We start from the raw sequence: 25,370 nt of genomic DNA, 5'->3' as shown, positions 1-25,370 counted from the left end.
TTCAAGGCAGGCATCTTTCATGGCCGACAGCACGGACACCAAATCCTCCAACCAGATGTGGGGCGGACGTTTCGCTTCCGGCCCAGATGCGATCATGGAGGAGATAAATGCCTCGATCGGTTTCGACAAGAAGCTGTTTGCGCAGGATATTCGCGGATCGATCGCCCACGCCACCATGCTCGCCCACCAGGCTATCATTTCGGCCGATGATAAGGACAAGATCGTCGAAGGGCTAAACACGATCCTGTCAGAGATCGAGAGCGGCAATTTCGAATTCTCCCGCAAGCTGGAAGACATTCACATGAATGTCGAGGCACGCCTTGCGACGCTGATCGGCCCGGCCGCCGGCCGCCTGCACACCGCCCGCTCGCGCAACGACCAGGTAGCGCTCGATTTCCGCCTCTGGGTGAAGGAAGAGCTGCAGAAGACCGAGCAGCTGCTGACCAGCCTGATCGCGGCCTTCCTCGACCGCGCCGAAGAGCATGCCGATACCGTCATGCCCGGCTTCACGCACCTGCAGACCGCCCAGCCGGTCACCTTCGGCCATCACTGCATGGCCTATGTCGAGATGTTCGGCCGTGACCGCTCGCGCGTGCGCCACGCCATCGAGCATCTGGACGAGAGCCCGATCGGCTCGGCGGCCCTTGCCGGCACCGGCTATCCGATCGACCGCCACATGACGGCCAAGGCGCTCGGCTTCCGCGAACCGACCCGCAATTCGATCGACACCGTTTCCGACCGCGACTTCGCCATCGAGTTCCTGGCGCTGGCCGCGATCTGCGCCATGCACCTGTCGCGTCTGGCTGAAGAGATCGTCATCTGGTCGACGCCGCAGTTCGGCTTCGTGCGCCTGTCAGATGCCTTCTCCACCGGCTCCTCGATCATGCCGCAGAAGAAGAACCCGGATGCCGCCGAACTGGTGCGCGCCAAGACCGGCCGCATCAACGGCTCGCTGATCGCGCTTTTGACGATCATGAAGGGCCTGCCGCTCGCCTATTCCAAGGACATGCAGGAAGACAAGGAACAGGTCTTCGATGCCGCGGAAAGCCTGGAGCTCGCCATCGCCGCGATGACCGGCATGGTCCGCGACCTGACCATCAACACCGAGCGCATGAAGGCTGCCGCCGGCACCGGTTATTCGACCGCGACCGACCTCGCCGACTGGCTGGTGCGCGAGGCGGGCCTGCCCTTCCGCGATGCCCACCATGTGACCGGCCGCGCCGTGGCGCTGGCCGAAAGCAAGGGCTGCGATCTCTCCGACCTGTCGCTCGCCGATCTGCAGGCGATCAACGCCGCCATCACGGACAAGGTTTACGACGTCTTGACCGTCGAGGCCTCGGTCGCCAGCCGCAAGAGCTTCGGCGGCACCGCACCGTCGGAAGTCAGGAAGCAGATCGCCTACTGGCGCGCCCGCAACTGATCCCGAAACGGGCGGAGCGCAACCCGCTTCGCCCCTTCGATTTCGCAAAGCGCGAGACCTCAACAATCAGGGTGCACAAGGCGGATAAACTTCGCTATGAAGGTGTCCATCCGTGCCGCTTCCCAAGAGGAATTCCATGCAGACCAGCTTCCCGCAGATCATCCGCCTGACGGTCGTTTTCGCCGTGATCGGCCTTGCCGTCGCCGGATGCGGGCGCAAGGGCGACCTCGATCCGCCGAGCGTGCAGGCAACGAAGGAGGGCGACTCGTCCAAACCGACGCAGCAGCCCGGTGTCAAGGACCGCCACTTCTTCCTCGATCCTCTTCTGTAACAGGCGACTAAAGTGAACCATTTCGAGTATCGCGACGGCATCCTCTACGCCGAGAACGTTCCCGTTCCCGAGATTGCCAAGGCCGTCGGCACGCCCTTCTACGTCTATTCCACGGCAACGCTCGAGCGCCACTACAAGGTCTTCTCGCAGGCTTTCAGCGATGTCGACTCGATGGTCTGCTACGCCATGAAGGCCAATTCGAACCAGGCCGTGCTGAAGACGCTCGGCAATCTCGGCGCCGGCATCGATGTCGTCTCCGAAGGCGAGCTGCGCCGCGCGCTGGCAGCCGGCATCCCGGCCAACCGCATCATGTTCTCCGGCGTCGGCAAGACCGCGCATGAGATGGACTATGCGCTTGAGGCCGGCATCTACTGCTTCAACGTCGAATCCGAGCCTGAGCTCGAGATCCTCAACCAGCGGGCCGTCAAGGCAGGCAAGAAGGCACCCGTTTCCTTCCGCATCAATCCCGATGTCGATGCCCGCACGCATGCCAAGATCTCGACCGGCAAGAAGGAAAACAAGTTCGGCATTTCCTGGGAACGCGCCCGCGCCGTCTACGCCCGCGCTGCCACCCTACCCGGCATCGAAGCCACCGGCATCGACATGCATATCGGCAGCCAGATCACCGAGCTGCAGCCTTTCGATGACGCCTTCAAGCTGCTGCGCGAACTGGTCAGCACGCTGCGCGCTGACGGCCACGATATCCACCATGTCGATATCGGCGGCGGCCTCGGCATTCCCTACAAGGACGACAACAACCCGCCGCCGCTGCCCGACGCCTATGCCGCGATCGTCAAGAACCAGCTGCGCGAGCTCGGCTGCAAGATCGTCATGGAGCCCGGCCGCCTGATCGTCGGCAATGCCGGCATCCTGGTGACCGAAGTGCTCTACGTGAAGGACGGCGGCGAAAAGACCTTCGTCATCGTCGATGGCGCCATGAACGACCTCATCCGCCCGACGCTCTACGAGGCCTATCACGAGATCCGCCCCGTGGTGATCTCGGCCGCCAACGCGCCGCGCATCAAGGCCGATGTCGTTGGCCCCGTTTGCGAGACCGGCGACTACCTGGCGCTCGACCGCGAAATGGCGATGCCGAAATCGGGCGACCTTTTCGCCGTCAGCTCCGCCGGAGCCTATGGCGCGGTACAGGCCGGCACATACAACAGCCGCCTTCTGGTGCCTGAGGTGCTGGTCAAGGGCAGCGATTTCCACGTCATTCGTCCGCGCCGAACCTATGAAGAGCTGATCGCGCTCGACAGCGTCCCCGCCTGGCTCGACTGATCCCAGCCAATCACTTTTTGGCGAAGACGCGGGAAAAACCGGCATTGACCGGCCCCCGCCCTCGTCTTCGCCACAAAGAGTGTTATCCTTTCCGCATACCGTCTTGCCCGGTCGCCGCCGCGCAAGCCCTCTCTGCCCTTTAACGCCAGGCCCCTAACGCCAGATCGCGGAGACCGGATTGAAGAACAGCACAAAGAGCGAAAAGAAAGGTGCCTTTGCCCTAAAGCCGTCGCTCGCACGGCTGGTGGCGGCAAAGCGCCTGACCGCCCAATGCGTGTTGCTGTTCGAGCAGGTGCTGCCTCTCACCCTGCCCATCCTGTCGGTCGTAGCGCTTTATCTGTCCGCCTCCTGGTTTGGCGTCTTCCGCATCGTTCCCGATTGGCTGCGCATCGTGCTGCTGTTCGGTTTCGGCCTCGGACTGCTGGCAACGCTCTATCCCTTCCGCAAGCTGCACTGGCCGGGCTCGGCCGCCGCCGACCGCCTGCTGGAAGAGCGCAACGGCCTGCCGCACCAGCCGGTCGCCGTGCAGGAGGACGAGCCGGCCTTCGACACCCCCTTCGCCCGCGCGCTGTGGCGCGAGCACCAGACCCGCATGGCCGAGAAGATCGCCTCGCTGGACGCCGGTTTCCCGCAGCCCGATATCGCCTCGCACGACCGCTGGGCGCTGCGCGCCATCCCGGCTCTTCTGATCGTCGTCGCCTTCGGCTATTCGCTGTCGACGAACGGCGGCTCGATCAGCGATGCGCTGCAGCCGCGCCCGCAGGCGCAGGCAACCGACCCGGCAGTCCGCATCGACGCCTGGATCACCCCGCCCGCCTATACCGGCCGCGCCCCCGTCTATCTCACCGCGACCGGCAGCGAGCAGGGCGCGATCAAGATCCCGCAATCGTCGAACCTCACCGTGCGCGTCTCCGGCGGCAAGGCCGACGAGAAGGTGGTCTTTGCCCGCGAGGACGGCCAGCGCATCGAGATCGCCGCAGCCGAAAACCCAGCCGCCACGCCGAACGCCCCCGCTTCGGCGACACCCGCGCCGGCAACGGCCGAGGGCCAGCAGCCGGCAACGGCAACGCCCCAGCAGCAGACCGCCTCCACGCATCTGATGAAGCTCGAGGAAAACGGCACGCTCGAAGTCAACGGCCGCAAATGGGCCTTCGACGTCATCCCCGACAAGGCCCCCGAGATCGCCTTCAACGGCCTGCCGAAACCGACGGTCAACGGCGCCCTGGAGATCGGCTACACGATCAAGGACGACTACGGCGTCCAGGAAGCAACCGCCGAAATCGTGCCTGTCGAAACCGACACGAGCGCCACGCCCCTCTATCCGCTGCCAGAATACAAGCTCGACATTCCGCGCCGCAACGCCCGCGACGCCAAGGGTGTCGCCAGCAAGAACCTCACCGAGCATCCGCTCGCGGGCAAACGCGTCCGCATCACGCTGATCGCCAAGGACGCCGCCGGCCAGACGGGCCGCAGCCCGCCGCACGAGATGACGCTGCCCGCCCGCCCCTTCAGCGAGCCGCTTGCAGCCGCCGTCGCCGAGCAGCGCCAGACCTTCGCGCTCGACACCCGCAAGATGCCGGAAGCCATCGCGCTCAACGAGGCGCTGACGCTGCGTCCGGAAGAGACGATCCCCAATCTCACCAATTATCTGCTGATCGAATCCGCCCGCCAGCGCATGAAGCTCGCCAAGGGCGACGAGGCGCTGAAGGACACCGCCGACTATCTGTGGGACATCGCCATCGGCATGGAGGACGGAAACCTCTCTGAGGCCGAGCGCAACCTGCGCAACGCCCAGCAGAACCTCGCCGACGCCCTGCAGCGCAACGCGCCCGACGCAGAGGTCAAGAAGCTCATGGACGAGCTGCGCAAGGCGATGCAGGACTATATGAAGGAGCTGGCGCAGCGCATGCAGAACGCGCCGATGCAGCCCAATCAGAACGCCCAGAACGTTATTCGCCAGCAGGATCTGGAGCGGATGATGGACCAGATCGAAAATCTGGCCCGCTCCGGCAACCGCGACGCCGCCCAGCAGATGCTGTCGGAGCTGCAGCGGATGATGAACAACATGCAGGCCGGTCGCCCGCAGCGCGGTCAGCAGCAGCAGGGCCAGGACAACAGCCAGATGCGCCAGCAGATGGACAAGCTCGGCCAGATCCTGCGCGACCAGCAGAAGCTGATGGAAGAGACCTTCAAGCTCGACCAGCAGCTGAAGGACCGCATGCAGCGCGGCGATCCCAACAACATGAACCCCGACCTCGGGATGAACGACCCGCTCCTGAACGACATGCCAATGGACAATGACGGCATGCCGCAGGATCAGCAGCAGCAACAGGGCCAGCAAGGCCAGAACCAGCAGGGCCAGCAGCAACAGGGTCAGCAAGGCCAGCAGGGCCAGAACCCATCCGACGAGATGACGGCCGAACAGCTGCGCGAGGCGCTGAAGCAGTTGCGCGAGCGCCAGGACCAGCTCGGCAAGCAGCTCGGCGAAATGCAGAAGAGCCTCGGCGACATGGGCATGAAGCCCGGCCAGGGCTTCGGCCAGGCGCAACGCGAGATGGAAGGCGCCGGCCGCGAGCTCGGCCAGGGCCGCGGCGAGCCGGCCATCCAGGGCCAGGGCCGCGCGCTGGAGGCACTGCGCCAGGGCGCCCGCGACATGATGAACCAGATGATGCAGGCGCAGCAGGGTCAGCAAGGCCAGGGTCAGGGACCGCAGGGCCAGGTCGGCCAGGGCAACCAGAACGGTCGCGATCCGCTCGGCCGTCCGCGCCGCGCCGACGGACCCGACTTCGGCGACCAGGTGAAGGTGCCCGACGAGATCGACGTGCAGCGCGCCCGCGAAATCCTCGATGCCATCAGAGAAAAGCTGGGCAACAACCCTTCACAGGAGATGGAACGGCGCTATCTTGAACGCCTGCTCGATATTCAATAAGACGCAGGATATATTCTTGATTTCAAACCTGCCCCGAACAGCGGCTTTTCACCCGTATGGGGCTATTCCAAAACCGCGGAAGCTTCGTAATGTCGCGGCGGCAGGCGACGAACGATAGCGATTCGATGGCAATTCTCTTCAAGACGGTAATCGACGAAAACACGGCATTCGAGATGATCGGCAATGCCCTGTCCGAGCACGGCAACGACTATGACGGCTATCTGAACGTCGTCGCCGACGAAGGTGAGCAGACGCTGACCTGGGGCCCGAACATGCATGCCGAGCAGTTCCAGGCCGAAATGACGGAGATCTTTCGCGCCACCTGGGACATCTGCCCTTTCTGGGTGGTCTATGAGCGTCGCGACGATCGCAAGGATCCCGACGCCAACGATATCCGCAACGCCGCCTTCAGGCTGACCCGCGCCTATGACGGCGTGCTCGTTGTCACGCTTAGTCTGCTCGACAAGCGCGACCATGCCGAAGATATCGAACTGATCTTCGTCTGCTTCAAGGAAGACCCGCAGCGCCGGAATTTTCGTGTGCGCTTCGAGGGCAAGTTCATTCAGCCGCAAAACTGAAAAAGCCGGCGAGAGCGCCGGCTTTGAATGGTATTACCGAGTTATCTCAGGCCGCCAGAGCCCGGGCAACCGCCTTGCGGATATCGGGAAGCGCGAATGGCTTCGACACGACATCGACGATCTTTTCGGCAAGGTCATCGGCGCGTTCGCGCTGTTCGGCATAGCCGGTCATCAACAGGATCTTCAGCGCCGGAAAGGCCGACTTCGCCTGGTGCGCAAGCTCGATGCCGTCCATCACGGGCATGCGGATATCCGACAGCAGCAGGTCGTAACCGCCGATGTTGAGCTTCTCCAGCCCCTCCGCACCGTCAGCCGCTTCTTCGGTCTCATGACCGTCGAGGCGCAAAGCGCGGGCTACGAAAGAACGCAGGGAATCTTCGTCTTCCGTAATCAGAATTCTTGCCATGGTGTGCATTGCTCCGTTTCATGCCCTACCCGCAAATCACACGACTTTCCTTTGCGAGTGGTAAACGGCCGAAGGCAATGATCCGGGCGATGGACGGGATGGTTAACAACCCGTCTTGAAATGACACGTTTAGAGCATGTCGCACAAAAGTGTGCAGCGGTTTTGCGGCAACGACATGCGACAAGAAAAAGAGGTGACTACGCGTCGCCCGTCACCACGCCGACGAAGGGAAGTTCGCGGAAGGCATAGGCCACGTCCATGCCATAGCCGACGACGAAATAGTCGGGGCATTCGAAGCCGACATAATCCGCTTCCAGCTTTTCCTTGCGCTTGACGCTCTTGTCGAGCAGCACCGCGATGGTGACGTTGCGGGCGCCGCGCTCATAGAGTAGTTCCTTGGCGAACTTCAGCGTGCGGCCGGATTCGAGGATATCGTCGATCAGGAGAACGTCGCGGTCCTTCACCTCGCTGTCGATATCCTTGACGATCCTGACACCTTGCGAAACCGTGCCGGTGCCATAGCTCGACAGCGTGATGAACTCGACCTCGGGCGCAAGCCCGCTGTCGTGTAGGGCGCGGATGAGGTCGGCCGCGAAAATGAACGAGCCCTTGAGGACGGCGATGACGAGCAGGTCCTTGGTCGGTCCCTTGGCGATCTCCCGGGCGATGGCATGATTGCGCTCGGCAATCATCTCGGCCGTGAAAAGAGGATCGATATTCTTACCGCGCACCACAGGCATGAAGGCTTGCTCCCTGAAAACAAGCACAAGCCGTTAGCACAAACCGCGCGGCGAAACACCCCATAAAGCATGTCGCGCAAAAGTGTGACGCGGTTTTGCGCTGCTGACATGCGCTAGAACAAAGATCTAAAGCGCGAAGAGCGAATCCGTAGGATCGCGATGCGCTTTAGGGCATGAAAGCGAGCCGAACCTCGGGCGTTTTTCCACCGGGATACTGTATCCTGGAAGAGAACCCGCGGCTCTGGCCGCCATAGATCACGTCGGCAGGCGCATTGATCACCACGCTGGCGACCAGTTTTTCGTCGGCGTAGAGGTTGGCGCGGATCGGTCGCACCATCTGCGTCGTGCCGCTGACATTGTCGATAATGCCATTGATGAGAAGCACCCGCATGCCATTGGCATCGCGCGGCGTCGCCGTCACATGGGTGAAGTGCAGCGGATCGGTATCGACAGCAGCATTGGACGTAGACAGACCGGAGAAGCCGCCGGAGAGACCGAAGACGAGGACGCAGAGCGCCACGACAAGAACGGAGAAATGCTTGAGCGAGGCCTGCTGCAGCCAGGCCTCGGCGGCCTGGACGAAGGATGGCGCCAGAGCCGGCGCTGCTCGCTCTGGACGTGGCGGCGATGGACGAGCGCTGGCACTGCGGCTGTTGTCGTTGAAGCTGCGGCCCTTGAAGCTGCGATCGTTGAAATCAGGCGCGCATTGCTTGCCAATGACCACGAACTCGGCGTCGGCGATATCGGCGGGACGGCTTTGCCGGTGCTCGCGCTTGACCGCGTCCGGCGGCAGGAAATCATAGGCCCGCCCGGGTGCCTGGCGCTTGAACGAGGAGGATGTCATGACGACCGCCTTTCCGGTATCCACTGCTTTCACGCCCGACCTCACAGGCGGGCATTGAAACGAATCCTCTCTACTCGTAAATTTTATTGGTTAATGCTTCGCAAATGCCGCCATCAAACAGGCGTCTTTCCGGCGAAATTTACCCGTTGTTAACGGATCTGGTTAACAAGTCATGCGGTGAAACAACAAGAAACTGAGCGGCCCGTTGATCCACTTCGAGAATGTCGGTTTGCGCTATGGAATGGGACCGGAAATCCTCCGGGACCTGACCTTCGACATCCCGAAGAAATCCTTCCAGTTCCTGACCGGCCCCTCCGGCGCCGGCAAGACCACGCTGCTTCGGCTTCTGTTTCTTTCGCTGCAGCCGACACGCGGACTGATCCGCATGTTCGGTCGCGACATCACCGATATACCCCGCACCGAACTGCCGCTGCTGCGCCGCCGCGTCGGCATCATCTTCCAGGAATTCCGCCTGCTCGATCATCTCACCACCTATGAGAACGTGGCGCTGCCGTTGCGCGTGCGTGGCAAGGATGAGGCCTCCTACAAGACCGACGTGCTGGAACTCCTCAAATGGGTCGGCCTCGGCGAGCGCATCAACGTGCTGCCGCCGGTGCTCTCAGGCGGCGAGAAGCAGCGTGCCGCGATCGCCCGCGCCCTCATCGACCGCCCCGAGATCCTGCTCGCCGACGAGCCAACCGCCAACGTCGATCCGCCGATGGCCCGCCGCCTGCTGAACCTCTTCCTCGAACTCAATCGCCTCGGAACCGCCGTCGTGATCGCCACCCACGATCTGACGCTGATGGACCAGGTGGACGCCCGCCGGATGATCCTCTCGGAAGGGCACCTCGACATCCATGACTGAGCCAACCGCCCGCCCCGCAGCACCCGCAGCCTCCAAGGGTCAGAAACGCCCGGAGATGAAGGTGCGCCCGACCGCGCCGATCCTGCCGTCCGCCAATATCCAGGGCAACGCGCTGATGGTCGTGATCGCGATCATGGCCTTTCTCGCCTGCCTGACGCTCGGCGGCGTCTCCATGGTGCGCTCGACGGCGGCAAGCTGGGAAAGCCAGATCTCCCGCGAGATCACCATCCAGATCAAGCCCGACGATGGGCTGGACATGGACAAGGCGCTGAATGACGCCCGCCGCATCGCGCTCACCTTCGTCGGCACCAAGGATGGCCAGATCGTCGACGAGGCCGCCACCGCGCGCCTGCTAGAACCCTGGCTCGGCACCGGCCTCGACATCAAGGAACTGCCCGTTCCCCGCCTCGTCATCATCACCATTGACGAGAGCAACCCGCCCGATTTCGACGCGATGCGCGCCATGCTGAAAGAGAGCATTCCGCAATCCTCGCTCGACGATCACCGCACCTGGGTCGATCGTCTGGTCTCGATGGCGCATACGACGGTCATGATCGGCACCGGCGTGCTGCTGCTGGTCTTCTCCGCCATGGTCCTGACCGTCGTCTTCGCCACCCGTGGCGCGCTGTCCGGCAACAGGCACATCGTCGAAGTCCTGCACTTCGTCGGCGCCGAGAGCTCCTTCGTCGCCAACGAGTTCCAGAAGCATTTCCTGAAGATCAGCCTCAAGGGCTCGGCCGTCGGCTCAGCACTTGCCGCCTTCTTCTTCATGAGCGCCGGCTTCCTGCAAAGCCGCACGCTCGCCACCCCGCAGACCGACCAGGCGACTGCGCTGTTCGGCACCTTCTCGGTCGGCGCGCTCGGCTATGCCGGCATCTTCGCGACGATGATCGTCATCGCCCTCCTGACCACCTTCACTGCCCGGCTAACGGTCATGCGCACCATCTACGAAATCGACACGCTGCGCTCCGATCCCACCCGTGCCGACGGCCTTCCGAATTAAGATTACGGGCTGCATTTTGCCATGAAAGCGTCTGTTCGCCGCCCTAATCTGCGTATATTTTTCGATTCATGAGCATGAGCCGCATGTCGCACGACCCGATTCGCCCGAAAACGGAGCTTTCCCGCTCCGAGAGCGAGCCCGCGCGCCGTGGCCCCGTGCGCCGCATGCTGCGCTGGGGCGGCGTCACCGTCGTGCTCGCGATCGCCCTGGTTTTCGGCGGCTTTCTGTTCTTCGCGGATTCGGTCACGACGCTCAAGCCGCCGCTCGATCCGCATGCGGACGCTATCGTCGTGCTCACCGGCGGCTACCAGCGCATCGACCAGGCCGTGGAACTCCTGCAGAAGGGCGCCGGCAAGCGCCTGCTGATCTCCGGCGTCCACCCGACCACCACCCGCAACCAGATCCGCAAGATGACCCAGGCAGCGCCCGATCTCTTCGATTGCTGCGTCGACATCGGCTACGACGCGCTCGACACGATCGGCAATGCCGAGGAAGCGACCAACTGGATCCACGCCAAGGGCTACAAGAGCGTGTTGATCGTCACCAACAATTACCACATGCCGCGCAGCCTCGCCGAACTCGCCTATGTCGATCCCGAAACCCAGTTCGTGCCTTATCCCGTGGTCAACACCGACCTGAAGAACAGCAACTGGTTCACCGATCCCAACGCCATGCGCGTCATGCTGGCCGAGTACGGCAAGCTGCTCTTCGCCGGCGCCCGCAACCTGACCGGCCTCTTCCGCCACCCGGGCCTGCGCTCCGCCGAAGGCGATACCTGAGCCGATCAGCGCTTTTTATGGCGCGCAATATCGTGTAGGACGGCTGAGCCGCCCGTCAGGCGGATCTAGGCCTCGGGAAACTTCATGATCGCCCTGCGTTCCGTTCTCTTCAACACGATCTTCTACGCCAATCTCATCCTCAGGATGATCGTGTTCTCGCCCTATTACTTCCTGGCGCCGCGCCGGAGCGCCTATCGCATCCCGAAGAACTGGGCGCTCTCCAACCACTGGCTGATGGAAAAGATCGTCGGCACCACCTTCGATATCGAGGGCCTGGAGAACCTGCCCGAGGGCGGCTACATCCTTGCTCCCAAGCACCAGTCCTTCTGGGACACCTATGCGCTGCTCCCGTGGCTGAAGGACCCGGTCTATATCCTGAAGCGCGAACTCATGTGGATCCCGCTATTCGGCTGGTACGCCAAGAAGCAGCGGATGATCCCGATCAATCGCGGCGCGCGCGGCAAGGTCATGGTCGAGGCGCTGCGCCGCACCAAGGAAGAACTCGCCACCGGCCGCCAGCTGATCATCTATCCCGAGGGCACCCGCCGTCCGCCGGGCGCCGAGCCGGTCTACAAATACGGCATCGCCCGCATGTATCGCGACCTGCAGCTGCCGGTCGTTCCTGTCGCCATGCAGCCTGGCCTCTTCTGGCCGCGCCGCTCGACCATGCGCTATCCCGGCCACTACAAGGTGCGCATCCTGAAGCCGATCGAGCCCGGCATGGACCCGGACGCCTTCTTCGCGCATCTGATCGAGGTGACCGAACGCGCCAGCGACGAAATCCTGATGGGCGACGCCGCGCGCAACCCAAACCTGCCGCTGCCGCCCACGGCACTGCAGCGCCTGGAAGAACTGCGCAAAGAGAACGCGGCGACGGCCGGCTAAGGCGCTATACGCCTTGGCCTGGGCCAATCAAGCCGCCCGCAGCCGCTCCACCTCGTCGACCACATCTTCCAGCCAGTGGTCGCGAATGCCCATCTCTTTGAGATGCGCCAGCGTATTGAAGACATAGGCGTCGTTCGGCCCGGATTTCCCCTGCGCCTGATGCACGATGCGGGCCGCCGCCATCGTATCCAGCGAGCCGGCATATTGGGTGTGGTCGCGGTCGACGACATAGGCGACGCCCCTGACCCCGCGCCCGCCTGCAAGCTGCAGCGGAACCTGACGCTCCAGATAAACGTTGGTCACCAGTTCGCGTTCTCTGAGATAAGTAATGACCTCGTCCCAATCCTCGCCCGCAACGCGAAACGCCATGCCGCGGCAAGATCCCCCGCGATCGAGCCCCAGCACCAGCCCCGGATTTTGCTCGGTGCCCCGATGCACCCACGAGCGAACGCAGAGAGATCGCCGATAACCATGAATAAGCGCTTGTGACCGTTCAACAAACGCAAAGCCCGGATTCCACATCAGCGATCCGTAGCCAAACACCCAAAATTCGTCCATATCCCAAGCCAGACCGAGATTCTAATTTGCGGACAACCATTGGAGAACATCATGGCAGCGTCAAGCCAATCTCGTAGCGGCAGGAAATTCTGGTTGCTGGGGGCAGGCATCGTTCTCGTGGTCGCACTCTATACCGGCGGCTGGTTCTATGCCGCCTCGACGCTGAAGAGCACGGTTCTGGCGGCGATCGGCCCCGGCAACAAGGCCGGCGTATCAGGCGAATGCGCCGATATCGACTTCCGCGGCTTCCCCTTCCGCATCGGCCTCTTCTGCTCGAAGGTAGATGTCGACGACAACGTCAACGGCGTATCGGCAAGCTTCGGCGCCCTGCGCTCGGCAGCCCAGGTCTACGCCCCCGGCCATATCGTCTGGGAACTTGATTCGCCCGCCGAGATCCGCACCGCGCACGGCCTGTCCGTCAACGCCGAGTGGACGAACCTGCAGTCGAGCCTCGTCACCAAGCTCAAGGGCATCGACCACTCGTCGACCATCATCGACGGCCTGAAGGCCACAGCCGTCTCGTCGGCCACCGGCCAGACGATCAACTTCGACGCCGCCCATACAGAGCTGCACCTGCGCCAGAACGGCGCCGACCTCGATGGCGCGATCTCGCTGACCGACGCGCAGACGGTAATCAAGGATTGGCCGCAGGTCTTCCCGAAGCTCTCGACGAGCGCCGACGTGACGCTTCAGGGCAAGGCCGGCATGATCGACGGCAGCGACGAGAAGGGCCTCTACGGCGCCAGCGGTGAGCTCCGCAAGGCGGTGGCCGATATGGGCAATGGCAAGGTGATGACGTTGTCAGGCCCCTTCTCCTTCGACGAGGAAGGCTATCTCACCGCCCAGTTCAAGCTGCAGATCGAGGATGTGAACGCCTGGCGCGACAGCATCAAGCAGGGCTTCCCCGATATTGCCAAAACCGTCGACACCGCCGCCAAGCTCCTGAAGGCAATGGCCGGCGGCGGCGGCACTGTTTCCGTCGACCTCGTCGTCCAGCGCGGCAACGCCACCGTCAGCGGCTTCATCCCGCTGGGGCAGATCCCGCCTATTTGAGGTTTATGCTGGGGCTAGGAACACGCCACGCGTCGTAATGTGACGCCGGCGCCTCCCCACACTCCCTCATCCCGGCCTTGTGCCGGGATCCAGCGCGATCAAGCCCTTGATCGCAAGAGACTCCCTTCGCCGCGCGGACGCGCGGCGGCTGGATCCCTGTGACGAGCACAGGGATGAGGGTGGAAATGGTGGCGCTTGGCGCCTTACCGGAGAGCGCGAAGCAGATGCGACGCAAGGGGCCACTGGTGGTCCGCCTCGCCCCCACTCACCCCTTCTTATCAAGCGTATGCGGCCGCCCGAAGTCCGGTGCGTCGACATCCTGGCCAGCCTCGATGATCGAGCGGCGGATGGCGCGGGTGCGGGTGAAGAGATCGAAGATCTTGTCGCCCTCGCCCCAGCGGATCGCCCGCTGCAGATAAGCGAGGTCTTCGGAAAACCGCGCCAGCATCTCAAGGATCGCATCCTTGTTGTGCAGGCAAACATCCCGCCACATGGTGGGATCGGAGGCCGCCAGACGCGTAAAATCGCGGAAACCGGAGGCGGAATACTTGATCACTTCCGATTCCGTCACCGTGCCCAGATCATCGGCCGTACCAACGATGTTGAAGGCGATCAGGTGCGGCAGGTGCGAGACGATGGCGAGCACCTTGTCGTGATGTTCAGGGTCCATCACGTCGATCTTCGAGCCCAGCGTCTCCCAGAAGCGGCTGAGCGCCTTGAGCGCCGTCTCGTCCGTCCCCTCGAGCGGCGTGAAGATGCACCAGCGGCCGGCAAACAACCCGGGGAAGCCGGCATCCGGCCCCGACTTTTCCGTGCCCGCCAGCGGGTGGCCGGGAATGAAGTGAACGTTATCAGGCATATGCGGCTGCATCTGCGCGATGACGGACGCCTTGGTCGAGCCGACATCGGTGACGATGGCGCCCGGCTTCAGGCTATCAGCGATCTCCTTGGCGACCGCCTCCGACGCGCCCACGGGCACCGAGACGATGACGAGGTCCGCATCCTTGACCGCTTCAGCCGAAGACGTCGTGTAGCGATCGCCGAGCTCAAGCTCTTCCGCCCGCTTCAGCGTCTCGGCGCTGCGGGTGGCGATGACCACCTCTTTCGCCAGACCCAGCCGCTTGATGTCATGCGCCAGCGACGAGCCGATCAGGCCGATGCCGATGAGCGCGATGCGATCGAACTGGACCGTCATGCTTTCCGTCCCATAAACTCGCCGAGCGCCTCGATGACGCCCCGATTGGCCTCTTCGGGACCGACGCTCATGCGCAGCGAATTCTGGAAGCCGTAGCCCTTCACGGCGCGCAGGATATAGCCGCGGCTGGTGAGGAACGCGTCGGCCTCATCGGCGCGCTTGCCGTCCACATCGGGGAAATGGATCAGCACGAAATTGGTGACTGATGGCGTGACCTTCAGCCCGATGGCCTCGAATGCGCTGGTCAGCTTGTCGATCCACATCTGGTTGAAGGCGACAGCCTCCTGCATGAAAGACTGGTCGCGGATGGCAGCCGCACCGGCCGAGATCGCCGCCATGTTCATGTTGAACGGCCCACGCACGCGGTTCAGCGCATCGACGATATCGGCGGGCGCATACATCCAGCCGACGCGCAGCGCAGCCAGACCGTAGACCTTCGAGAAGGTGCGGGTCATCACCACGTTCGGGTTCGACGACACGATCTCGATACCGGATTCATAATCGTTGCGGCGCACATATTCGGCATAGGCGGCATCCAGCACCAGAACGACATTCTTCGGCAGGGCGGCATGCAGGCGGCGGATCTCGCTGACCGGAACATAGGTGCCCGTCGGGTTGCCGGGATTGGCGATGAACACCATCTTGGTCTTCTCGGTCACGGCGGCGATGATCGCGTCGACATCGACGGTCGCCTCCTTCTCCTTGACCGTGACGACGGTGGCGCCGGCGCCCATGATCTGAATCTTGTAGACCAGGAAGCCATGCTCGGTGATGATGGCCTCATCGGCGGGCGCCAGATAGACATGGCAGAGCAGGCCGAGCAGCTCGTCCGAGCCGTTGCCGCAGAGAATGTTAGCCGGGTTAAGCCCATGCACCGCCGCGATCGCCTCGCGCAGCTCGACAGCCTGTCCATCCGGATAGCGCTCGAGATTGTCGGCCGCCGCCCGATAGGCTGCAATCGCCTTCGGGCTGGCACCGAGCGGCGTTTCGTTGGACGAGAGCTTGTAGACGCGCGCCACGCCCGGCGCATGTTCCTTGCCGGGCACATAGGCCGCGATATCAAGAATACCGGCACGGGGAACAGGCTTGCTCGTCTCTACGCTCATGGGATCAACCTTGGAAAAGGCCGGGGTGTCCGGCTGGAAATTGCCTTGAGGCAATAGAACGGAAATGGGGCGTTGTCGAGTGGTCGGGGAGATAGGGCGAGCACCCACCACGAGTCTCTTCCCCCCAACGGGGGGAAGGTGCCGGCAGGCGGATGAGGGGGCCGGCGGCACAACGTCCACTAATCGCCGACAATAAGACGAAGAGGTGGACTCCGAGCCCGGAGCCCCCTCATCCCCGGTGCAACAAGTTGCACCTGAAACCTTCGGGCCACCTTCTCCCTACTGGGGAGAAGGGAAGAACTACCGCGTCCGCGTCGTCGGCACGCCATGCGGCGACAACACCGGCACGAACACACGCCGCGACGCCCGCACCGCCACCGGCAGGCCCTGATAGAGCCGCTTCTGCGCCTCGACGATAATGACGCCCGAAAACGCCGGCCAGAGCGCTCGTCCGACATACTCGAATGCACCACGCAGCCGCATCATCGTCCGTAGCTTCGACGGCGGAAATAGCAGCGCCTCGGCGGAGGCACCCGGCGTAAAATTCGTCTCGCGCAGCAGATGCGTCAGCTGGCCGCGCGAGTAGGGCCGGCCCGAGCCGAACGGTGTGTGCTCCAGCCGCGCCCAGACGCCGCGCCGGTTCGGCACGACGATGACAAGCCGTCCACCCGGCGCCAGCACCCGCCATAGCTCCTTCAGCGTCTCGCGCGGATTTTCCGCGAACTCCAGCGAGTGCACCATCAACACCCGGTCGATCGATGAATCCGGCAGCGGCAGTTCCTCGTCGAAGATCAACGCCGTCGACGACAGCGATCCCATCGGCCAGTTCACGGCGCCCTGCCCCGCCGGCATGAAGGCGAAGGTGCGTTCGGTATTGGCCTGGAAGCGATCGAGGAACGGCACGGCATAGCCGATGCCCACCAGCCGCTCCTGCGGCAGCCGCACCCACAGCGAGGAGAGCGCCATGGCGATCGACTGCTCGGCGATGCGGCCGAGGTCGGAATGATAGAACTGGCGTAGGTCGACGATATCTGCGTGCATTGCGATAAATGTTATCAGTGAGCGGTTGGACTTCAAGGCCGCAGCCTCTACATTCGGGGTCAGTCCGAGATAAAGAGGCACTTTAGATTATGAAACCTTTGGATTTAGACGTTTTTCTCTGCCGCACCGATAATTTCGGCGTGCTTGTTCATGATCCCGAGACCGGCCACACCGCCTCCATCGACGCCCCCGATGCCGATGCCATCATCGCCGCCGCGAACCGTCGCGGCTGGACGATCAGCCACATCTTCACCACCCATCACCACACCGACCACGTCGAGGGCAATCTGGCGCTGAAGGAAAAGTACGGCTGCGAGATCATCGGCCCGATCAACGAGGCGGTGGCGATCCCCGGCCTCGACATGACGATGTCCGACGACGATACCTTCCTGTTCGGCGAACACCCCGTCCGCGTCATCGAGACCCCCGGCCACACCGCCGGACATATCTGCTACCACTTCACAGACGACAAGCTGCTCTTTGCCGCCGACACGCTGTTCGCGCTCGGCTGTGGCCGGCTGTTCGAACGCCCGCCGGCCGATATGTGGCACTCGCTGCAGAAGCTCGCCGTGCTGCCCGATGAAACCGCGATCTATTTCGGCCACGAATATACGCTCTCCAACGCCCGCTTCGCGCTGACCATCGACCCGGATAACGAACGTCTGAAGGCCCGCGCCGCCGAGATCGAGGCCTTGCGCGCCGAGGGCAAGTTCACCATCCCGACGACGCTTGCGCTGGAGAAGGAAACCAACCCCTTCCTGCGCGCCGGCGATCCCGCCATCCGCCGCAACCTGTTGATGGAAACCAAGACCAACGAAGAGGTATTCGCCGAGATCCGCAAGCGGAAGGATAATTTCTGATGGCGCCGGCGCCGATTTCCGCCGACGACATCATCCGCGAACTCGACCTGCAGCCGCACCCCGAGGGCGGCTTCTACATCCAGACCTTCCGCGACAGCGAAGGTGACGGGCGCGGGCACTCGACGGCGATCTATTATCTGCTGAAATCCGGCCAGCGCTCGCATTGGCATCGCGTTCACGACGCGGCCGAGGTCTGGCACTATTATGCCGGCGCACCGCTGGCGCTGCATCGCGCGGAAGATGGCGGGCAAAGCGAGACGCTGATGCTTGGGCCGGATATCCTCGGCGGCCAGCGCCCGCAGGCGATTATCCCCGCCAACTGGTGGCAGTCGGCTGAGACGCTGGGCGATTATACGCTGGTTGGATGCACGGTCTCACCGGGCTTCGAGTTCTCGAGCTTCGAGATGGCGCCACCGGGCTGGTCGCCGAAGGCCTGAGAGGCTTAAAAGCCCTTACCCCTGCTGCTCGACCACCTCAGGCAGCATCACGAACAGGGATTTGAGCAGCGACACCGTGCCGGAGTGGCCGACGCTGTAGTAGATCATCCGTCCCTCGCGGCGGGTATTGACCAGTCCCTCGAGACGCAGGCGGGCCAGCTGTTGCGAGACCATGGCCTGCTGCATGCCGAGAATGTCCTCGATCTGGCCGACGGTCTTCTCCTCTTCCGCGAGAATGCACAGGATGAGCAACCGCGTATGATGAGCCAGCGCTTTCAGAAGTTCACTTGCTGCCCGAGCTTTGGTCGAAAACCCCTGCAATTCGTGATCGGCCATACCCGATCGAGGTGTCGGCAAGTGCATGTTATGTCTCTGCTTGCATATATATCAAAAATGACAAGTGCTCATAACACGTACGCAACGCCGGATAATTTGGATCTCCTAAAGTGCCAAAAAAAGTCACTTGATCAGCAGATAAGCTGGCCGCCGTTAATCTCCAGCACCTGACCGGTCACGTAGCCTGATAGCGATGGCGCCGCCATGAAGAGATAGGCCGGCGCGCAATCCTCGGCCGTGCCCAGCCGTTGCAGCGGTATGCCCTTGCGGGTCTGCTCGAGCTTTTCGGCGGACGAATAGCGCTGGTGGAAATCGGTTTCGATCGTTCCCGGCGAGATGCAGTTGACGCGAATGCCATCCGGCGCGAGTTCGCGCGCGAGCGCCTTCGAATAGGTCGAGACGAACGCCTTGGAGGCCGAGTAGATCGCCGAGCCCGGGCTCCCGCCAGTCAGCGCCGAGATCGACACCGTGTTGACGATCGCAGCCTCGCCAGCGGCCCTCAGCGCTGGCAACAGCGCCCTCGTGACCTCGACGACAGATGTCTGGTTCAGCTGCACCACCTGGCCATATTGCTCGTCCGTGAGCGTGCCCGCCGGAAACCGGCCGAACATCGTGCCGGCATTGTTGACGAGCGCGTGGATCGTCTTGAAATGGCCGAGCACCTTGTTTGCGAAAACCTGGCACCCCTCGCCCGTCGAAAAATCGCCGGCGATCAGGATGGCGCGGCGATCCTCTTCCGCTGTCAGCAGGAAATCCGGCAAGGCCCGCTCGCCGTCGCGGCCGGTGTGAACCAGCACCCGCGCACCGCAATCGAGAAACTGTCTCGCGACCTCAAGCCCGATCCCGCGACCGGCACCTGTGACCACCACATTGCGGTTTTCGAACAACTTCGGATGAAACATCAAACCCTCCCCATCAGCGGCCGAACCGATCCGGATCCGACATGGCGAGAAGATAGCCTCTGCATCCGCCAATGATCAACCGCTACCGGTCTCGGATGACAGAGAAGAGCGTCGAGCGGGCAACAAAAAAGCGGCCTTGCGGCCGCTTCGATGACAGTCAGAGCTTAAAGGCTCAGTCCTTGTTGACGACACCCGACAGGTGCGTCAGTTCCATGATGAAGTGTTCCAGCTTCGACTTGTGCTCGTGATGCTGGGCATCATCGAGTTCGGCCTTGGCGGCGTCGATGCGACGGTCGAGTTCGTCCTTGGAGAGGTCTTCGACAGGGATCGCGGATTCCGCGAGCAGCGTGCAGCCGGTCGGCAGGATGTCGGCGAAGCCGCCGAACACCACGAAGTCCTTCTTGACACCGCTGGCGGAGCGAACGCTCACGACGCCCGGCTTGATGGTCGTCATCGTCGGCGCGTGGTTCGCCATGACGGTCATCTCGCCCTCGGTTGCCGGAATGACAACTTCGGTCACCATCTCGGACAAGAGCAGGCGCTCCGGAGATACGAGTTCAAAATTGAAATTGTCAGCCATGACGTTTCACTTCTTGATTGTCTTTGAAACGAGAGACGGCGCGCGGGGACGGTCCCTGCGCGCCGTAAGTGAATGCATCAAGCGGCTGCGGAGAGCTTCTTGGCCTTTTCGATGGCTTCTTCCATCGAGCCGACCATGTAGAAGGCTGCTTCCGGCAGGTGATCGTATTCGCCGTTGACGAGGCCCTTGAAGCCCTTGATCGTGTCTTCGAGCGCAACGAGCTTGCCCGGCGAACCGGTGAAGACTTCCGCGACGAAGAACGGCTGCGACAGGAAGCGCTCGATCTTGCGGGCGCGGGCAACAGCCAGACGGTCTTCTTCCGACAGTTCGTCCATGCCAAGGATGGCGATGATGTCCTGCAGGGCCTTGTAGCGCTGCAGCGTCGTCTGAACCTTACGAGCCACTTCGTAGTGCTCTTCGCCGACAACCATCGGGTCGAGCATGCGCGACGTGGAGTCGAGCGGGTCGACGGCCGGATAGATGCCCTTTTCGGCGATCGAGCGCGACAGAACCGTCGTTGCGTCCAAGTGGGCGAACGAGGTTGCCGGAGCCGGGTCGGTCAAGTCGTCGGCGGGGACGTAAATCGCCTGAACCGAGGTGATCGAGCCCTTCGTCGTGGTGGTGATGCGTTCCTGCATCGCGCCCATGTCCGTGGCGAGCGTCGGCTGATAACCAACGGCCGAAGGAATACGGCCGAGCAGAGCCGACACTTCGGAACCTGCCTGCGTGAAGCGGAAGATGTTGTCGACGAAGAACAGAACGTCCTGGCCCTTGTCGCGGAAGTCTTCAGCGATCGTCAGACCGGTGAGAGCAACGCGAGCGCGTGCGCCCGGCGGTTCGTTCATCTGGCCGTAAACCAGCGCAGCCTTGGAGCCTTCGCCGCCGCCGTGCTTGTTGACGCCCGATTCGATCATTTCGTGGTAAAGGTCGTTGCCTTCGCGGGTACGTTCACCCACGCCTGCGAAGACCGAGTAACCACCGTGCGCCTTGGCGACGTTGTTGATCAGTTCCATGATCAGAACGGTCTTGCCGACGCCGGCGCCGCCGAACAGGCCGATCTTGCCGCCCTTTGCGTAAGGAGCGAGCAGGTCGACGACCTTGATGCCGGTGACGAGGATCTGGCCTTCGGTCGACTGGTCGACGTAGGAAGGAGCGTCCTGGTGGATGGCGCGCTTGCCCGAAGTGACCAGCGGGCCAGCTTCGTCAACCGGTTCGCCGATGACGTTCATGATACGGCCGAGCGTTTCCGGGCCGACCGGAACCGTGATCGGCTCACCCGTGTCGGAGACCGGCTGACCGCGAACCAGACCTTCGGTCGAGTCCATGGCGATCGTACGAACTTCGTTTTCACCCAGGTGCTGAGCGACTTCGAGCACGAGGCGGTTGCCGCCGTTCGTGGTTTCGAGTGCGTTCAGGATCGCCGGCAGTTCGCCTTCGAAGGCAACGTCCACGACGGCGCCGATAACCTGCGTAACCTTGCCGGCGGAGCCTGCCGCGGCCTTCTTGGGGGTAGCTGCCTTAGCCATCTTCTTACCCTCTTTCCCTTACCTCAGAGCGCTTCCGCGCCCGAAATGATTTCAATGAGTTCCTTGGTGATCTGAGCCTGGCGCTGACGGTTGTAGGAAAGCGTCAGCTTGTTGATCATTTCACCAGCGTTACGCGTCGCATTGTCCATCGCGCTCATCTTGGCGCCCATTTCGCCGGCGACGTTCTCAAGGAGCGCGCGGAAAATCTGGACCGAGATGTTGCGTGGAATCAGATCCTCGAGGATCGATGCCGGATCTGGCTCGTATTCGTAGACCGCGCCCGCATGTGCCGCGTCCTCGGCAACCGCCTCGCCAGCCGAAGCCGGGATAAGCTGCTGTGCCGTCGGAACCTGCGAGATCACCGACTTGAACTCGGAATAGAAGAGCGTGCAGACGTCGAATTCACCGGCTTCGTACATCTCGATGATGCGCTTGCCGATGCTGTCGGCGTTTTCGAAGGCGACACGCTTGACGTCGCGGAGTTCCTTGCGCTCGACGATGAGCGGCAGGAATTCGCGGCGCAGGCTGTCGTAGCCCTTCTTGCCGACAGTGAAGATCTTTACCGTCTTGCCTTCTGCGGTCAGCTTGCGGGCATGATCGCGGGCAAAACGGGAAATCTGCGAGTTGAAACCGCCGCAGAGGCCGCGATCAGCCGTGCAGACGACGAGCAGGTGAACCTGATCCTTGCCTGTACCGGTCATGAGAGCCGGCGCACCATCCGCATCGGTGACGGCATTGGCGATGTTCGCCAAGACCGCACTCATCCGCTGCGAATAGGGCCGGGCGGCCTCGGCCGCCTCCTGCGCACGCCGAAGCTTCGCCGCGGCGACCATTTTCATCGCCTTGGTGATCTTCTGCGTCGCCTTGACGGAGGCGATCCGGTTTTTCAGATCCTTAAGTGAAGGCATCCGTGATCCGTCCTAACTGGGTCCGATTACGAGAAAGACTTCGCGAAGCTGTCGATGGCAGCGGTGAGCTTGCCCTTCGTATCGTCGCTGATGGCCTTTTCGCTACGGATCGTGTCGAGGATCGCCGAACCTTCGGAACGGAGGTACGACAGCAGGCCCTGCTCGAACTTGCCGACCTGGTTGACCGCGACCTTGTCGAGGTAACCGTTGACGCCGGCGAAGATCACCGCGACCTGTTCTTCCGTCTTCAGCGGCGAGAACTGCGGCTGCTTCAGGAGTTCGGTCAGGCGTGCGCCGCGGTTCAGCAGGCGCTGGGTCGAGGCATCGAGGTCGGAGCCGAACTGGGCGAAGGCGGCCATTTCGCGATACTGAGCGAGTTCGCCCTTGATCGAGCCGGCAACCTGCTTCATGGCCTTGATCTGAGCGGCGGAACCAACGCGCGAAACCGACAGACCGACGTTAACAGCCGGACGAATACCCTGATAGAACAGGTCGGTTTCAAGGAAGATCTGGCCGTCGGTGATCGAGATCACGTTGGTCGGAATGAACGCCGAAACGTCGTTACCCTGGGTTTCGATGACAGGCAGAGCCGTCAGCGAGCCAGCGCCCATTTCGTCGGAGAGCTTTGCAGCGCGCTCGAGGAGACGCGAATGCAGGTAGAAAACGTCGCCCGGGTAAGCTTCGCGGCCCGGCGGGCGGCGCAGCAGAAGCGACATCTGGCGATAGGCAACAGCCTGCTTCGAAAGGTCGTCGTAACCGATCAGGGCGTGCTGGCCGTTGTCGCGGAAGTATTCGCCCATGGCGCAACCGGCGAACGGTGCCAGGTACTGCATCGGAGCAGCGTCCGAAGCGGTCGCGGCGACGACGATCGAGTACTTCATTGCGCCGCGTTCTTCGAGAACCTTGACGAACTGGGCAACGGTCGAACGCTTCTGGCCGATAGCGACGTAGACGCAGTACAGCTTTTCGCTGTCCGGGCCGTTGTCGTGAATGGCCTTCTGGTTCAGGATCGCGTCGAGAATGATCGCGGTCTTGCCGGTCTGGCGGTCGCCGATGACGAGCTCGCGCTGGCCGCGGCCAACCGGGATGAGCGCGTCGATGGCCTTGAGGCCGGTCGACATCGGCTCATGAACCGACTTACGCGGAATGATGCCGGGAGCCTTGACGTCGACGCGCGCACGGCGGGTCGCGTTGATCGGGCCCTTGCCGTCGATCGGGTTGCCGAGAGCGTCGACAACGCGGCCGAGCAGTTCCGGACCAACCGGAACGTCAACGATGGCGCCCGTACGCTTGACGGTGTCGCCTTCCTTGATGGCGCGGTCGGAACCGAAAATAACGACACCAACGTTGTCGGCTTCAAGGTTCAGCGCCATGCCGCGGATGCCGCCCGGGAACTCGACCATCTCGCCAGCCTGGACGTTGTCCAGACCGTATACGCGAGCGATACCGTCACCGACGGAGAGCACCTGACCGACTTCCGAGACCTGCGCCTCTTTGCCGAAGTTTTTAATCTGATCTTTGAGAATTGCGGAAATTTCCGCGGCGCGGATATCCATCAGCCAACCTCTTTCAATGCAAGCTTAAGGGTAGAGAGTTTGGTACGAAGAGACGTATCAATCTGACGGGACCCGACCTTCACGATCAGACCACCAAGAATTGACGGATCAACCGTGACGTTGACCGCCACGTCTTTGCCGGTGACGCCCTTCAGCGCCGCCTTCAATTCAGTTTCCTGCGCTGCGTCGAGCGCATGGGCCGAGGTAACCTCGGCGGTAATTTCGCCACGCTGCTTGGCAGCGATGACACGGAAGGCCTTGATCATGCCCGGGAGAGCAAACAGGCGGCGATTGCGCGCCACGACCTTCAGGAAGTTTGCAACGAACCCGCTGATGCCAGCCTTTTCGCTGATCGCGATGATCGTCTTCAGCTGATCTTCAGCCGAGAAAACCGGGCTGGAGATGAAGCGCTTCAGATCGTCGCTCTCGTCCAACATCGCCTGAAAACGGTCGAGATCGGCGGTCACGTTCGCGACTGCACCCTCCTCGAGCGCCAGTTCGAACAGCGACGAGGCATATCGCTCTGCAACACCAGATGTAAGCTGGGACGTGTCTGCCACGGGCACAAATTTCCCTGATTTCAACCCAAGAATCCGGCCTCCGGCGGGCGCCTGATTTAAATTCTTGAATTCGTTATGATTTCCCCCAGAAATCGCAAGAGAAGCCTCTTGCTTCTTCCGAAATTCGGGGTCCGTCTAACATAGGATATCGGGACTCGCAACACGCGTAACGCCGTAATCCTATTTTAGCATCGATTTCTGCCGCAAAAATGCCGAAACCGTTCACGGTCCAAAGACCGTCACTCCAAAATCGGCGTGTTTCAGGCGGAAAAGAAACCGAAGACATAGCCGAGCGGAAGCGCCGCCAAAATCACCTGCACAACCAGAAGTACATAATTCATGATGGTGCCTCCCCGGTCGGAAAGCAGCGAGATGATGCGCGCGAATGCGGCCATCGCAAACGCCGCGCCGAGCGCCAGATAGGTGAAGTTCTGCGCCAGCATGATCGCCGCGAGCCCGGTGCCGAGATAGAAGCCGCCCATCGAGCGCAGCTCGGCATAACCGTCGCGGCGCCCCTCGCGCACCTGCATACCGAAGAGACGCATCGCATAGCCCGGCGCGAACATGATGATGAAGCCCGCAAGCGCGGTAAACGCGGCGGCACCGAAGGCAAGCTGCTCGCCCAGCTCCGTCGGAAAGTAAAATTCCATGATGTGACCCCAAATCACTGTGATTTGCAGCCCTTATGCCA

Annotated in this window: 27 protein-coding genes; 12 read left to right on the top strand and 15 right to left on the bottom strand. The window is 62.4% G+C overall.

The genetic code is table 11. The features are described 5' to 3' along the window. Positions 1–19 precede the first annotated feature (19 nt). From argH to AC1DOG_RS22065, 5 genes are all read left to right on the top strand, one after another. The gene (argH, locus tag AC1DOG_RS22085; RefSeq protein ID WP_113011858.1) at positions 20–1,420 is read left to right on the top strand and encodes an argininosuccinate lyase; all 1,401 of its coding nucleotides are present in this window, start codon (positions 20–22) and stop codon (positions 1,418–1,420) included. A 136-nt stretch (positions 1,421–1,556) separates the two neighbouring features. Beyond that, positions 1,557–1,751: an LPS translocon maturation chaperone LptM gene (gene lptM, locus AC1DOG_RS22080; RefSeq protein ID WP_018901498.1), complete on the top strand. Its 195-nt coding sequence runs from the start codon at positions 1,557–1,559 to the stop codon at positions 1,749–1,751. 12 nt (positions 1,752–1,763) lie between these two features. Next, positions 1,764–3,032 (top strand): diaminopimelate decarboxylase, encoded by a 1,269-nt coding sequence (gene lysA / locus AC1DOG_RS22075; protein ID WP_018901497.1) that lies wholly within the window; start codon positions 1,764–1,766, stop codon positions 3,030–3,032. A gap of 178 nt (positions 3,033–3,210) precedes the next feature. Then, on the top strand, positions 3,211–5,961 hold the full coding sequence (locus AC1DOG_RS22070) for a TIGR02302 family protein (protein WP_477931058.1): 2,751 nt from the start codon (positions 3,211–3,213) through the stop codon (positions 5,959–5,961). Positions 5,962–6,086: 125 nt separating this feature from the next. Beyond that, positions 6,087–6,539 carry a hypothetical protein gene (locus AC1DOG_RS22065; protein ID WP_111565151.1) on the top strand — a complete coding sequence of 151 codons (453 nt, stop codon included), beginning with the start codon at positions 6,087–6,089 and terminating at the stop codon, positions 6,537–6,539. 46 nt (positions 6,540–6,585) lie between these two features. Here AC1DOG_RS22065 and AC1DOG_RS22060 read toward each other — a convergent pair whose 3' ends face one another. The 3 genes from AC1DOG_RS22060 to AC1DOG_RS22050 form a co-directional block, all read right to left on the bottom strand. After that, positions 6,586–6,945, bottom strand: a complete 360-nt coding sequence (locus tag AC1DOG_RS22060; RefSeq protein ID WP_026283548.1) for a response regulator — start codon at positions 6,943–6,945, stop codon at positions 6,586–6,588. Positions 6,946–7,142: 197 nt separating this feature from the next. Then, positions 7,143–7,685 (bottom strand): hypoxanthine phosphoribosyltransferase, encoded by a 543-nt coding sequence (gene hpt / locus AC1DOG_RS22055; RefSeq protein WP_018901493.1) that lies wholly within the window; start codon positions 7,683–7,685, stop codon positions 7,143–7,145. 166 nt (positions 7,686–7,851) lie between these two features. Continuing rightward, positions 7,852–8,529: a hypothetical protein gene (locus AC1DOG_RS22050; protein ID WP_477931055.1), complete on the bottom strand. Its 678-nt coding sequence runs from the start codon at positions 8,527–8,529 to the stop codon at positions 7,852–7,854. Positions 8,530–8,734: 205 nt separating this feature from the next. Here AC1DOG_RS22050 and ftsE point away from each other — a divergent pair, with 205 nt between their 5' ends. The 4 genes from ftsE to AC1DOG_RS22030 all read left to right on the top strand — a co-directional run bounded on the left by ftsE (position 8,735) and on the right by AC1DOG_RS22030 (position 12,061). Next, positions 8,735–9,394 (top strand): cell division ATP-binding protein FtsE, encoded by a 660-nt coding sequence (ftsE, locus tag AC1DOG_RS22045; protein WP_047508673.1) that lies wholly within the window; start codon positions 8,735–8,737, stop codon positions 9,392–9,394. Further along, positions 9,387–10,397, top strand: a complete 1,011-nt coding sequence (locus AC1DOG_RS22040) for a cell division protein FtsX (protein ID WP_477931053.1) — start codon at positions 9,387–9,389, stop codon at positions 10,395–10,397. The genes ftsE and AC1DOG_RS22040 overlap by 8 nt, the downstream gene beginning before the upstream one ends. A 68-nt stretch (positions 10,398–10,465) precedes the next feature. Then, a complete protein-coding gene (locus AC1DOG_RS22035; RefSeq protein ID WP_477931051.1) occupies positions 10,466–11,176 on the top strand; it encodes a YdcF family protein in 711 nt (236 codons plus the stop codon). Between the two features lie 84 nt (positions 11,177–11,260). Continuing rightward, positions 11,261–12,061 (top strand): lysophospholipid acyltransferase family protein, encoded by an 801-nt coding sequence (locus tag AC1DOG_RS22030; RefSeq protein WP_477931049.1) that lies wholly within the window; start codon positions 11,261–11,263, stop codon positions 12,059–12,061. A 27-nt stretch (positions 12,062–12,088) separates the two neighbouring features. Here the strand turns inward: AC1DOG_RS22030 and AC1DOG_RS22025 are convergent, their stop codons facing one another. Then, positions 12,089–12,619 (bottom strand): gamma-glutamylcyclotransferase, encoded by a 531-nt coding sequence (locus AC1DOG_RS22025; protein WP_477931047.1) that lies wholly within the window; start codon positions 12,617–12,619, stop codon positions 12,089–12,091. A gap of 51 nt (positions 12,620–12,670) precedes the next feature. Between AC1DOG_RS22025 and AC1DOG_RS22020 the strand changes: the two genes are divergently transcribed. Further along, positions 12,671–13,672, top strand: coding sequence for a DUF2125 domain-containing protein (locus AC1DOG_RS22020; protein ID WP_477931045.1), 1,002 nt, complete (start codon positions 12,671–12,673; stop codon positions 13,670–13,672). A gap of 265 nt (positions 13,673–13,937) precedes the next feature. Here AC1DOG_RS22020 and AC1DOG_RS22015 read toward each other — a convergent pair whose 3' ends face one another. The 3 genes from AC1DOG_RS22015 to AC1DOG_RS22005 all read right to left on the bottom strand — a co-directional run bounded on the left by AC1DOG_RS22015 (position 13,938) and on the right by AC1DOG_RS22005 (position 17,050). Then, positions 13,938–14,867, bottom strand: coding sequence for a prephenate/arogenate dehydrogenase family protein (locus AC1DOG_RS22015; protein WP_477931043.1), 930 nt, complete (start codon positions 14,865–14,867; stop codon positions 13,938–13,940). Then, positions 14,864–15,973, bottom strand: a complete 1,110-nt coding sequence (gene hisC / locus AC1DOG_RS22010; protein ID WP_477931041.1) for a histidinol-phosphate transaminase — start codon at positions 15,971–15,973, stop codon at positions 14,864–14,866. Before hisC ends, AC1DOG_RS22015 begins: the two co-directional genes overlap by 4 nt. Before the next feature lie 300 nt (positions 15,974–16,273). Beyond that, on the bottom strand, positions 16,274–17,050 hold the full coding sequence (locus tag AC1DOG_RS22005) for a class I SAM-dependent methyltransferase (RefSeq protein ID WP_477931039.1): 777 nt from the start codon (positions 17,048–17,050) through the stop codon (positions 16,274–16,276). Positions 17,051–17,103: 53 nt separating this feature from the next. On the opposite strand from AC1DOG_RS22005, the gene gloB reads away from it, so the two are divergent. After that, positions 17,104–17,874, top strand: a complete 771-nt coding sequence (gloB, locus tag AC1DOG_RS22000; RefSeq protein WP_477931037.1) for a hydroxyacylglutathione hydrolase — start codon at positions 17,104–17,106, stop codon at positions 17,872–17,874. A gap of 14 nt (positions 17,875–17,888) precedes the next feature. Beyond that, entirely contained in the window at positions 17,889–18,311 is a 423-nt protein-coding gene (locus tag AC1DOG_RS21995; protein ID WP_477931111.1) for a cupin domain-containing protein, read from the top strand. 15 nt (positions 18,312–18,326) lie between these two features. On the opposite strand, the gene AC1DOG_RS21990 is transcribed toward AC1DOG_RS21995, so the two are convergent. The 8 genes from AC1DOG_RS21990 to AC1DOG_RS21955 all read right to left on the bottom strand — a co-directional run bounded on the left by AC1DOG_RS21990 (position 18,327) and on the right by AC1DOG_RS21955 (position 25,329). Continuing rightward, positions 18,327–18,674: an ArsR/SmtB family transcription factor gene (locus AC1DOG_RS21990; protein ID WP_026283541.1), complete on the bottom strand. Its 348-nt coding sequence runs from the start codon at positions 18,672–18,674 to the stop codon at positions 18,327–18,329. 104 nt (positions 18,675–18,778) lie between these two features. Beyond that, positions 18,779–19,549 carry an SDR family NAD(P)-dependent oxidoreductase gene (locus AC1DOG_RS21985; protein WP_477931034.1) on the bottom strand — a complete coding sequence of 257 codons (771 nt, stop codon included), beginning with the start codon at positions 19,547–19,549 and terminating at the stop codon, positions 18,779–18,781. A 172-nt stretch (positions 19,550–19,721) separates the two neighbouring features. Beyond that, entirely contained in the window at positions 19,722–20,129 is a 408-nt protein-coding gene (locus AC1DOG_RS21980; RefSeq protein ID WP_113197415.1) for a F0F1 ATP synthase subunit epsilon, read from the bottom strand. Positions 20,130–20,206: 77 nt separating this feature from the next. Then, complete coding sequence (gene atpD / locus AC1DOG_RS21975) at positions 20,207–21,655, bottom strand: F0F1 ATP synthase subunit beta (RefSeq protein ID WP_018901477.1); 1,449 nt, start codon at positions 21,653–21,655, stop codon at positions 20,207–20,209. Positions 21,656–21,678: 23 nt separating this feature from the next. Next, positions 21,679–22,563 (bottom strand): F0F1 ATP synthase subunit gamma, encoded by an 885-nt coding sequence (locus AC1DOG_RS21970; protein ID WP_018901476.1) that lies wholly within the window; start codon positions 22,561–22,563, stop codon positions 21,679–21,681. Between the two features lie 26 nt (positions 22,564–22,589). Beyond that, positions 22,590–24,119, bottom strand: coding sequence for a F0F1 ATP synthase subunit alpha (atpA, locus tag AC1DOG_RS21965; RefSeq protein ID WP_018901475.1), 1,530 nt, complete (start codon positions 24,117–24,119; stop codon positions 22,590–22,592). After that, positions 24,119–24,685 carry a F0F1 ATP synthase subunit delta gene (locus AC1DOG_RS21960; protein ID WP_026283540.1) on the bottom strand — a complete coding sequence of 189 codons (567 nt, stop codon included), beginning with the start codon at positions 24,683–24,685 and terminating at the stop codon, positions 24,119–24,121. Before AC1DOG_RS21960 ends, atpA begins: the two co-directional genes overlap by 1 nt. 254 nt (positions 24,686–24,939) lie before the next feature. Next, positions 24,940–25,329, bottom strand: a complete 390-nt coding sequence (locus AC1DOG_RS21955) for an AGROH133_08824 family phage infection protein (protein ID WP_111565144.1) — start codon at positions 25,327–25,329, stop codon at positions 24,940–24,942. Positions 25,330–25,370: the final 41 nt, after the last annotated feature.

Source organism: Rhizobium sp. 01N48 (genome assembly GCF_056399145.1).
This window is presented reverse-complemented; position numbering and strand designations above follow the sequence as displayed.

Bases quoted from the DNA above. Each gene is read 5' to 3' on its own strand.
- argH (WP_113011858.1), top strand. From the start codon at position 20: ATGGCCGACAGCACGGACACCAAATCCTCCAACCAGATGTGGGGCGGA.
- lptM (WP_018901498.1), top strand. From the start codon at position 1,557: ATGCAGACCAGCTTCCCGCAGATCATCCGCCTGACGGTCGTTTTCGCC.
- AC1DOG_RS22065 (WP_111565151.1), top strand. From the start codon at position 6,087: ATGGCAATTCTCTTCAAGACGGTAATCGACGAAAACACGGCATTCGAG.
- AC1DOG_RS22060 (WP_026283548.1), bottom strand. From the start codon at position 6,945: ATGGCAAGAATTCTGATTACGGAAGACGAAGATTCCCTGCGTTCTTTC.
- hpt (WP_018901493.1), bottom strand. From the start codon at position 7,685: ATGCCTGTGGTGCGCGGTAAGAATATCGATCCTCTTTTCACGGCCGAG.
- AC1DOG_RS22050 (WP_477931055.1), bottom strand. From the start codon at position 8,529: ATGACATCCTCCTCGTTCAAGCGCCAGGCACCCGGGCGGGCCTATGAT.
- AC1DOG_RS22040 (WP_477931053.1), top strand. From the start codon at position 9,387: ATGACTGAGCCAACCGCCCGCCCCGCAGCACCCGCAGCCTCCAAGGGT.
- AC1DOG_RS22035 (WP_477931051.1), top strand. From the start codon at position 10,466: ATGAGCATGAGCCGCATGTCGCACGACCCGATTCGCCCGAAAACGGAG.
- AC1DOG_RS22030 (WP_477931049.1), top strand. From the start codon at position 11,261: ATGATCGCCCTGCGTTCCGTTCTCTTCAACACGATCTTCTACGCCAAT.
- AC1DOG_RS22025 (WP_477931047.1), bottom strand. From the start codon at position 12,619: ATGGACGAATTTTGGGTGTTTGGCTACGGATCGCTGATGTGGAATCCG.
- AC1DOG_RS22020 (WP_477931045.1), top strand. From the start codon at position 12,671: ATGGCAGCGTCAAGCCAATCTCGTAGCGGCAGGAAATTCTGGTTGCTG.
- AC1DOG_RS22015 (WP_477931043.1), bottom strand. From the start codon at position 14,867: ATGACGGTCCAGTTCGATCGCATCGCGCTCATCGGCATCGGCCTGATC.
- hisC (WP_477931041.1), bottom strand. From the start codon at position 15,973: ATGAGCGTAGAGACGAGCAAGCCTGTTCCCCGTGCCGGTATTCTTGAT.
- gloB (WP_477931037.1), top strand. From the start codon at position 17,104: ATGAAACCTTTGGATTTAGACGTTTTTCTCTGCCGCACCGATAATTTC.
- AC1DOG_RS21990 (WP_026283541.1), bottom strand. From the start codon at position 18,674: ATGCACTTGCCGACACCTCGATCGGGTATGGCCGATCACGAATTGCAG.
- AC1DOG_RS21985 (WP_477931034.1), bottom strand. From the start codon at position 19,549: ATGTTTCATCCGAAGTTGTTCGAAAACCGCAATGTGGTGGTCACAGGT.
- AC1DOG_RS21980 (WP_113197415.1), bottom strand. From the start codon at position 20,129: ATGGCTGACAATTTCAATTTTGAACTCGTATCTCCGGAGCGCCTGCTC.
- atpD (WP_018901477.1), bottom strand. From the start codon at position 21,655: ATGGCTAAGGCAGCTACCCCCAAGAAGGCCGCGGCAGGCTCCGCCGGC.
- AC1DOG_RS21970 (WP_018901476.1), bottom strand. From the start codon at position 22,563: ATGCCTTCACTTAAGGATCTGAAAAACCGGATCGCCTCCGTCAAGGCG.
- atpA (WP_018901475.1), bottom strand. From the start codon at position 24,119: ATGGATATCCGCGCCGCGGAAATTTCCGCAATTCTCAAAGATCAGATT.
- AC1DOG_RS21955 (WP_111565144.1), bottom strand. From the start codon at position 25,329: ATGGAATTTTACTTTCCGACGGAGCTGGGCGAGCAGCTTGCCTTCGGT.